This window comes from Paraburkholderia sp. BR13439 (assembly GCF_040948805.1).
In the GTDB taxonomy this organism is placed as follows: Bacteria; Pseudomonadota; Gammaproteobacteria; order Burkholderiales; family Burkholderiaceae; genus Paraburkholderia; species Paraburkholderia youngii.
Genome location: NZ_JBFPKN010000065.1, coordinates 1 through 8,979, shown reverse-complemented (window position 1 = coordinate 8,979; position 8,979 = coordinate 1). Strand labels below are relative to the sequence as shown.

Below are 8,979 nucleotides of genomic sequence, written 5' to 3'. Positions count from 1 at the left end.
GTTGGCCATCAGTACGTCGAAATAACGTGAGAGACTCACATCGTTATTGCGAACCACGGCGGCATTCGTAAGGAGAGAGTTCTGGTTCATCGAAACCCCAGGGCGGGTGTACGAAAAGGGTGGAAGCGGTATTTAAAGTGCAGGCGATACGGCGTTGCCAAATCTCGCTTTCTGTCACGGGACGACAACATTTTGGATGCTGACGCTGCGTGCGTCAGTTCGGTGTGCAACGCAATTTTGCGATGTTCCCTCTGCTTTGCGCGCCACCAACTTCAGAATAATCGTCTTACCGTATAAACATAAAAACTGCCTAATTCTCCGCTGAACCCCTGTTTCCCCGCAGTAGATCCAGCTCTGGAAAAATAGCGCATACGGCACACTAACGAGTATCCCAGACTATCTGAAGTCTGTCATTATCTCTGTACGCTAACGCACATCACTTTCGTGGCTGCAACGTCACAATCCCATTCAATGCCGTTAGCTTGGGATGCATATGAAACAATTGATGCGTGAGATTTTCACACGCGCGCTGCTTTTCAGTGGAACCCCCGCCGCGATTCGAGCCTTGCTTTGGCGTGATCGCACCGCGATTCTGCTCTATCACGATCCATCGCCCGCCACGCTCGAGGCTCATTTCGAGTACCTGAAGGACAAGGTCGAGTTCGTGCCCTTGTCGCAGGCAAATTCGCGTGGTAGTGGTCGCCCGCGTGTGGCCGTCACGTTTGATGACGGCCATATTGGCAATGCGAAGCTGCTGCCCGTATTCATTAAGTACGGCGTGTACCCGACCATCTACATCTGCAGCAGCATCGTGGCGCACGATCGTACTCACTGGTTCCTGCATCCCGTCGCGAAGGATGCAGGTGTGAAGCGGCTGATCCGCATGAAAAACCAGGAGCGCCTGGCTGAACTGGACGCACGAGGCTTTCATCAGGACTCGCTCGACGCATCGGCGACGATTACTGGCCTCAGCGCCGCCCATATTGAAGAGATGCGCCCCTATGTCGACTTTCAGTCGCACACGCGTTATCACCCGACACTGACCTTCTGTGAAGACGACGAATGCTTTGAAGAACTTGCGCTGTCAAAGTTGGAGGTAGAACGGATCGTCGGAAAGCCGTGCGAGCATTTTGCATATCCCTATGGCATTTTTAGTTCGCGCGAAGTCGAACTGTTGAAGGCCGCGGGCTACAAGAGCGCACGCACGACCGACGTGGGCTGGAACGACGAAGGAAGCGACCCGTTCCGGCTCAAGGCGTTCGACATTGACGATCACTCTTCCGTGGCGTGGTTCGCCGCGCAGCTGACAGGCCTCACGTTGGCGCCGCGCTATCTACGACTGGGACGGGTCCGGCGCTTCGCTCAGCGCATCTTCAGCAGACCGCGAGTATTGAACCAGGCGTAGACAGCGCAGCGCCGCCGACCACCGCGCACGGACCGAATCTGGTCAAGACGAGGCAATGTCGGTCGAGCGACGACGCGACCCATCGCGCTTTAGCGTAGGACACATTTGAGCACCGCGCGGCATTCGACCCAGGCAGCGAATCACCCCGATCAGGTGTTTACCAATAAAACTGCTATAGCGGGCGATCTCGGCTTCGAGCAAGACAAGTGGTCAACGTTCGATCACCTGCTAATTAAAGGCGGAAATAAGCCGCCCGAGCACTTTTTGTGACGGCCTTATTGTTCCTTATCTCCACGATTAAAAAAGGAAGGCGGTATGCGTAAAATCTTCATCACGTCTCCCGGCAACGCAAATTATCCGGAAATTACTGCCTATCAAAACTATTTTAAGGCTCGCGGCGTGGAGGTGGTGGTCGGAACGATAAGCGAGTATCGTGCGCTCGAGAACAAGCGGAATTTCGTGTTGTGGGAAATCATGGGCTTTTATCCGAATCGGTTTGAATCCGACTTCGTCATCCACGACTACCGTTCTCTGTCCGTTGGCGGCTGGCCGGCGATGAAAGACGTCGCGAAGCGGTACTTCAATTGCGAGCCGAATCTGCGCATCTTTCAAAACAAACGGCAACAGGAGATCATGGGTTTCGGCCACGGCGTCCCCAGTGTGATCCTTCCTATGGGCGTGCCGAACTGGATCTTCGAGGTGCAGGGTGGCGGTCAGAGCGAAAAGAAGGCTGATTTCTGCTATATCGGCGAAATGAGCGTCGAGCGGGGCTTCGATCGCGTGCTGGAAGCGTTTATCAACAAGTTCCAGAAGCGCGACACCTCCCTCCTCCTGGTGGGAAAACCGGACCCGCGCATCTATGAAAGATTCTCGAATGCGAAAAATATCATTTTCACTGGGCCGTTGCCGCAGCGTGATGCGCTGAAGCACGTGGCCGAATCCGAAGTTGCGGTGTGCTATTTCCCCTATCACCGGCCGCATTGCTATCAAACGCCGACCAAGCTGCTCGAGTATGCCGCCCTCGGCAAGAAAATCGTCTGCAACGACTCGCCGTCCAATATCAGATGCTGTGAAGAGATGGGCATCCACAGCGTGATCACGACGGCGAACATATTTGACGGAATCGATGAAGACGCCGCGCGCAGTGCGACAGCGAATCGCCGGACGGACTTTGCGGATCTCATCTGGGACCGAGTGATAGAGCAATCCAACGTCGCGGCGTTTCTGCCAAAGGATATCAAGCTAACCAACGCTTGAGCAATTCATTGGCGTGCGACGTTTCAACGAACGCGGTCCGAACCGTCCCATAGTAGCGCAGAGTTAGCCGCAGAGACGAAACTAGAACGGTGCAATGACATGCAAATATTCATTCTTCACCCCGGCAAGGCGAACTATCCGGAGATAGACGCTTACACGAAGTATTTTGTCGGAAATGACTGTAAGGTGACGTCAGGAACGCTCGATGATTACAAAAAAGTCAAGAACCCTGAGGAATACATTCTCTGGTGCATCATGGGTTTTTACCCTAGGACTCCTGCCGCGAAATACGTGATCCACGACTATCGCTCGCTGTCGGTCGGGCGTAACAGCGCGCTAAAGGACACCATCAAGAAAACGTTACAACCGCGGCCCAATCTTCGAATCTTTCAGAACGATTCGATGAGCGAGGTGATGGGTTTCCGCGACGGAGTGGACACCGTTTTTCTGCCAATGGGCGTGCCAGACTGGATTTTTACCGCAGATGCTGACCGCAACCGGCCGCTTCCGACGGGCACATATTGCTATCTGGGCGAGATAACGCGAGAACGCGGCTTTGACGGCTTCATCAGGAACTTTCTGGCCGCCAGGCGCGACTCGGATACCCTCGTTCTGGTTGGGCCTGTTGAAAAGGAAATCTCCGACGCATATCTTCAATCGCCCGGCGTCCTGTTCACGGGACGTCTTCCGCAACGCGATGCCCTGGCGGTGGTTCGCAATTGCGGGATCGCTATTTCAACCATCCCCTACAAGCGTCCGTATGACGTGCAGACGCCGACCAAGCTTCTGGAATATGCCGCACTCGGCAAGAGAATCATCTGCAATGACTCTCCGTCGAATCTGAACGCCGCCGCAAAGTTTGGAATTCAATGCAAAATAACGGGCCCAGACGTATTCTCCAGCATCTGCAATTTCCATGGCGATATGGTACCGAAAAACGATCCGTCTACACTGCTGCATTTGCGGTGGACAAATATAATCGCCGCCTCGGGCGTGGAGCGTTATCTCGCGAGGATCTAAAAAATAAAATGGTTTGCGCGAAAACCCGCGCAAACCATTTCTATTATCAGCGACTACGAGCGCTTTTTTACTCGCTCAGCACCGCACGGCCCTCGCGAATGCTCCGCAGTTGGGTCGAATAAAGCAGCTCGATGTTGTTGAAGAAGCGATCTTCACTGAATCGATTACGCCCCTCCTCCTGCGCCCGGCGGGACAAACCTTCACGAAATTTCTCGTCGGTTAGCATCTCCTGGATCAGCGATGTCGCTTCCGCAGCCGTCCGATAAAGGACGCCTGTCGAATTGTGGCGAATGGTATCTATATTGCCCGGACAATCCGACGCCACAACGGGTGTGCCGAGCGTCATTGCCTCGATCAGGGAGATGGGCATCCCCTCCCAGGAAGCTGTCGACAAATAGATATCCGCTTGCACGACAGTTTCGATCACGTCAGCACGCGTAAGCCAACCGGTCACACGCACACCAGCGTCCTCGAGCGTCCTCCGGAGACCTGCGTCGCCGTCGCCGATCCATACAAATTCCGCGTCGTCCCGATCAAACGATCGTGCAATCTCCGCGAATAGTTGCGGATTCTTTTGCACACGAATGCCGCCGACAGTCGCAATGATTCGCCGTTTCGTCGACCCGACTTTTTCAGCGCCTCTCAGACGAGTGTCGCCCTGTGCACCGACAGCCCGATCGATCGCGTTCTCGACCAGTACTGCATCGCGCCGAAGATAGCGGCGGATCGCCGCGCATTCGCTCTCAGAGCAGCCGACATATGTGCAGCTCTTCAAACATGCAAGCCACTCCAAGGCGGCAAAACAGTATCGCTTCAACCTGCCAATGTCCCGCCGTACAAAGGAAATGCAATGGGGGCTATATAAAAGCGCCGTTGACGGCAACGCAAACAAGGTCGCCATTCGTCCAAGGAAACCCGCGAACGACGAATGCATATGGACAATGTCCGGGTTCAATCGGATGAGTTGCTGGCGCAACACGGACATGATGTGCGCCAATGATGGTCCTTTCATCTGCAGATGCTGCAGGACGACATCAGAGTGAAACATTGCGCGCAAGTTCTTCGGCGTTTCCTCGCGCTCGGAATAGATCACATAAACCTCGTGACCTTCCTTGGCGAGCCGCGTCGCAAGCGTGCTCACAACTGCAAGCGTTCCTGTGGCAGTCGATTCAATTACGTGGACCACTCTCATAACTTTTTCTCGTGAATTGCTCAGCAATAGCGGATCACTTCACCCGATCGGTCACGGCGATCGGGACGACATGCAATCCACGACATTGGAACCTCAGCCGGGATCAGTAGGCTCCGTCTTTTGCGAACACCACTTTGACGGTTTTCAGAAGAATCGATATATCGAATGCCAGCGAGCGGTTCATTGCGTATCTGACGTCGAGCGAAACCCGCGTCGGATAGTCCACATCGTTGCGGCCACTGACCTGCCATAGACCCGTCATTCCGGGCTTCAGCGCCAGGTAGTAACGAACATCACGGCCATATCGGGCCAACTCCTTCTGGACAATAGGACGGGGACCAACCAGGCTCATATCGCCACGCAGCACATTCCAGAGTTGCGGCAACTCATCGAGGCTCGTCTTGCGCAGAATACGGCCAACCGGCGTCACCCGAATGTCGTTTTTAAGCTTGAAATCTCGGTCCCATTCCGCACGAGCCTGCGGATCTGTTGCGAGCAGTTTGGCAAGAACTTCATCCGAATTCTTGACCATGGAGCGGAACTTAAGGCACTTGAAAGTACGTCCTCCCCGGCCAATTCTCGGATGACCATATACGGCGTTTCCGTGGTCGCTCATGACGACGAGCGCAATGATCAGTAGAACCGGAGAGAGAAGTATGAGCAGAACTGACGCTCCGCAAACGTCCATTACTCTCTTCACTGCGTCATCCCACCTTGCACCCACGAGGTTCTCGCTTGGCGGATGCGAGTCATCCACAGCGACTTTTTTTGAATTCGCCTCAAGGCACGCCTCTTCCAGTTTCGGATCCGCGGCGGCGTTGGATTCGAACATGCTATCTCCTTAGTTCGGAAACTCGTGGGGAAGGTGCCGGCGTAGGCACTTTGCGCTTGCAAAACAGATTTTGGTGTGGAAGTGAATCATTTAGTGCGGCTAATTCATTGATTCACTGATGACTTCGGGACCAGCGTAACATCTGACTCCGCGACTGAATGTTAGTAATAGCGCATAAAGACGCCATCGTACAGTTCGCTCGCGACACGTCATCTTCAACAGGCGCACCGACTGGTCTTTTATCAAATCAGATACGCAGAATTCGAATTGATGACTTCGCTCTTGATTGCTCTTATCGCTGGGTACCACTTATAGATACCATGACAAAGCGACCACATCAGAGACCTGCTTTTATCAGACGGTTAAACCGCGCTTTCCAAATCTTTCGATTTCCAAATTGTCTAAAGAGAGACGACTGTTTCAGCACCAAAATTTGCGTTAATTCTGCGTTCAATGAAGGTCAAAAATGAAACTTGATGAACAACAGCCTGTTTTATGGACTATCGCACCAAAGCCTATGCGACCACTCGTCGCTGCGCTTCCAAGTCGAAAAAGTATCCCGGCTCGGCACTCGACCCGATGTGCGTTCCCGCACACGGCCGGACTATTCGAGCATTGTCGAGCTAGACACGAAAACTTCGTTGATCTTGTGCTTGTAACGCCGACGCCGTGTCTGATGCGCGTGTTTGACGTATTCGTGCGACCAATGCGTTCGCTTCAACAATTGATGTTCATCTGCACACTTAACTTTCACGTTTTTGGACCAATTCTGGGTGTCTACCTTTATAGTTAAGATATGAAACCCAATTTCATCTTCTTGTTCGCCGCCTTAACACTTTTGTGTGGGCAGCCAATGTCGGCCTTCGCGAAGAATGGTCACGCCAATACAATGGACGCGGCTACCGCCAATGCTCAGCGGCTCGCGGCGCTGCAGCCGCCGCCCACCGGAAGCGGAAACGACCGTTTTGCAATGGACGTGAACTGCAATCTGTGGAGTGCGGATCAGAAGGCGCTGAGCGAATGCTCGAAGGACCTGGATCTGATTGCCGGTTTAGGCGTCGGTACGGTTCGCCTCGGTGTTTCATGGGACTTCATGACGCTGGCCGACGGCAGCACGCTGGATCCCAAGAAGGTGACCTTTCTGAAGGCGCTTCTGAACGCCGCGCGCACGCGCGGTATGAAGATTCTTTTCCTGGTGGGCATGTACGCGCCGTCTAGTGCATACCAATGCCCGGCTACCCAGAATCCGCCGAGCGCATCCTCAGCGCGACTCGACTTCTGCGACGCGGCGTTCACGAAGTATTTCGGCGCGTTGATGGACGTCGCATTGCCGTTTACGGCTGACATCGAACTGTTCAATGAAACCAACTGGTCGTTCTCCGCCTCGGACCCATCTTACGGTGATCCGCACGGTATCTACGGCTACATTCTGGATCGCAGCAAGACGCTCTATTCGGAAGCCAAACAGATCCTGAACTTGAAAAGGCAGTCGGGCTATAAGACGGTTCTGCACACTCAGGGCATCTCCTACTTCTACAACTCGACGTACCCGAATAACGGCTGGCAGCCGCCCGCAGGCAACGAGCTGATCCAGGCGACCGACTACATCAAGGCAATGGGCAACAACTCGAAGAGCCCAGCCAGCCCGTTGAACACCACGATCGATGTCGTCGACGTTCACCCGTACCTCAGCAGCGCCGACTACCACTTGCTGATGCAGTCGTTCAACACAACCGTGTCGAATCTGGTTGCCAGCGGTTCCAAGCCGATCTGGATTACGGAAACCAACAACGGTAAGAGCCGCACCGACGCCGGGCAACTCGCGGCATTCAACCAGTTGAAAGTTTTGATGGACAACGGTTCTGTGGCAAAGGCGTTCTGGTATGTCGTGCGTAACGGCGACCCGAGTAACGGAGAAGGCGACGGCTATTCGATCTACGATTACAACCGTAACCTGATTTGTCCGCAGCTTGCGGCCGCCATTCGCGCATACACCGCGACGATCCCGCGAGCGCAGCGATTCCTGTCGGCCCCCTACGTGACGCCAGTCAAGTGAACCCGCCTATCGCGATTGATCAGGTGAACGCGAACTCCGACTCTGGAGTTTGCGTCATTTTTGTTGTTTTGCCCTGCTCCAACGTGCTTGATAGCTTTGAAATGGGGAAACCGCGGACATCCGCAATGACAGACGAATCATAAAAGGGCGATGCGACTAATCATCCTCCTTTGATCCTCTCGCACGCGCAACGCAAAGCGCGCACGCAAAGACCCCAATCGCTACGCCGATCAGCAGGCAGGCGGCATGCGTCAAGAAAGTTACCATCTTCCACTCCCCTTACGACCACATCGAAATATTGTGAATTTGATCAGCACGATGTCATCGGTGGCGTAGCTATGGTCTGGGATATTCCGTAGCGGCACCGGACAGTGCGATGAAGGCGACCTAAAGTCCGGCAGAGATTGACAAAAGCACAGTGTCCTATTTGCAAATGAATACCGATCTAATAACGAAACTCACTATACCACGGGTTTAGCCCCCCTCTCGGCGCCAATCTCCAGAATGGCAATGGCCTCTTGGCCAACGGGCGGATTCAGTAAAGTATGACGTACAAAGATGGCCGACACGGTAGCCGAACGCGAAGGTGCCGGCAGCGCGATAGGCGGAAGCCCGAGAAGCTTGAAAGGCTGCAGGAATCAACATTCGAGCCGAGTCGTGACAATGGCGACCGGCACGAAAGTAGGAATCAGAAGGATGCAGCCATAGATGAGGACGTCGGCGCCCGTGCGCTCAGCTTTCGAAAGCGCCATCAGGCAGATCCAGTGGCCGGCGAACGCAGTGAGCGGTGAGAAATCGAGCGTGGCCCTCGCGTCGCGAAGGTTAGTTCTTCTTTGTCTCTCCACTGGCAGGCAGTGCGTCGAGGTAGGAAGCATTGCGATAGAGGCCAGCTCGCGCGCCCAGACTGTAACGATAGACATCCGTGTCGATCCCGTTGAAGATCACACCCTTCACCCGGGCATTCGCCTGCTTGAGCTGCGCGGTCGCTTCCTGCACCTGCGCGATGGAAGTCGTCTCGAAGCGCGTCACCAGCAGCACGGTGCCGCAGCTATCCGCGAGCGCGGTCGCGTCGGATACGGCCAGCACGGGTGGTGTGTCGATCAGCACGATATCGTAGTCGCTCGTCTTCGCGAGGAACTGCTGCATGCGCTCGCCCACCAGCAGCTCGGCCGGGTTCTCCGGGATCGTGCCGCGCGCAACGAAGTCGAGGCCCGGGC

General features: G+C 54.6%; 6 protein-coding genes and 1 pseudogene. 4 read left to right on the top strand and 3 right to left on the bottom strand.

What is annotated here, in order from left to right; all coding sequences use genetic code 11:
- Positions 1-493: 493 nt before the first annotated feature.
- The 3 genes from AB3X96_RS41465 to AB3X96_RS41455 all read left to right on the top strand — a co-directional run bounded on the left by AB3X96_RS41465 (position 494) and on the right by AB3X96_RS41455 (position 3,682).
- Complete coding sequence (locus AB3X96_RS41465; protein ID WP_368594282.1) at positions 494-1,405, top strand: polysaccharide deacetylase family protein; 912 nt, start codon at positions 494-496, stop codon at positions 1,403-1,405.
- A 315-nt stretch (positions 1,406-1,720) separates the two neighbouring features.
- Positions 1,721-2,662, top strand: coding sequence for a glycosyltransferase (locus tag AB3X96_RS41460; RefSeq protein ID WP_368594281.1), 942 nt, complete (start codon positions 1,721-1,723; stop codon positions 2,660-2,662).
- Positions 2,663-2,761: 99 nt separating this feature from the next.
- The gene (locus AB3X96_RS41455) at positions 2,762-3,682 is read left to right on the top strand and encodes a glycosyltransferase (protein ID WP_368594280.1); all 921 of its coding nucleotides are present in this window, start codon (positions 2,762-2,764) and stop codon (positions 3,680-3,682) included.
- Between the two features lie 67 nt (positions 3,683-3,749).
- Here AB3X96_RS41455 and AB3X96_RS41450 read toward each other — a convergent pair whose 3' ends face one another.
- Together AB3X96_RS41450 and AB3X96_RS41445 are read right to left on the bottom strand one after the other, a co-directional pair.
- Positions 3,750-4,874, bottom strand: coding sequence for a glycosyltransferase (locus tag AB3X96_RS41450; RefSeq protein WP_368594279.1), 1,125 nt, complete (start codon positions 4,872-4,874; stop codon positions 3,750-3,752).
- 103 nt (positions 4,875-4,977) lie between these two features.
- Positions 4,978-5,574 (bottom strand): annotated as a pseudogene (locus tag AB3X96_RS41445) (sugar transferase); the annotation flags it as partial.
- A gap of 928 nt (positions 5,575-6,502) precedes the next feature.
- Between AB3X96_RS41445 and AB3X96_RS41440 the strand changes: the two are divergent.
- Entirely contained in the window at positions 6,503-7,762 is a 1,260-nt protein-coding gene (locus AB3X96_RS41440) for a glycosyl hydrolase (protein ID WP_368594278.1), read from the top strand.
- Between the two features lie 822 nt (positions 7,763-8,584).
- Here AB3X96_RS41440 and AB3X96_RS41435 read toward each other — a convergent pair.
- Positions 8,585-8,979: tyrosine-protein kinase family protein (locus AB3X96_RS41435; protein ID WP_368594277.1), on the bottom strand; the 395-nt coding region annotated here is incomplete at its 5' end.

Coding starts and splice junctions, on each gene's coding strand:
- AB3X96_RS41465 (WP_368594282.1), top strand. CDS start 494: ATGAAACAATTGATGCGTGAGATTTTCACACGCGCGCTGCTTTTCAGT.
- AB3X96_RS41460 (WP_368594281.1), top strand. CDS start 1,721: ATGCGTAAAATCTTCATCACGTCTCCCGGCAACGCAAATTATCCGGAA.
- AB3X96_RS41455 (WP_368594280.1), top strand. CDS start 2,762: ATGCAAATATTCATTCTTCACCCCGGCAAGGCGAACTATCCGGAGATA.
- AB3X96_RS41450 (WP_368594279.1), bottom strand. CDS start 4,874: ATGAGAGTGGTCCACGTAATTGAATCGACTGCCACAGGAACGCTTGCA.
- AB3X96_RS41440 (WP_368594278.1), top strand. CDS start 6,503: ATGAAACCCAATTTCATCTTCTTGTTCGCCGCCTTAACACTTTTGTGT.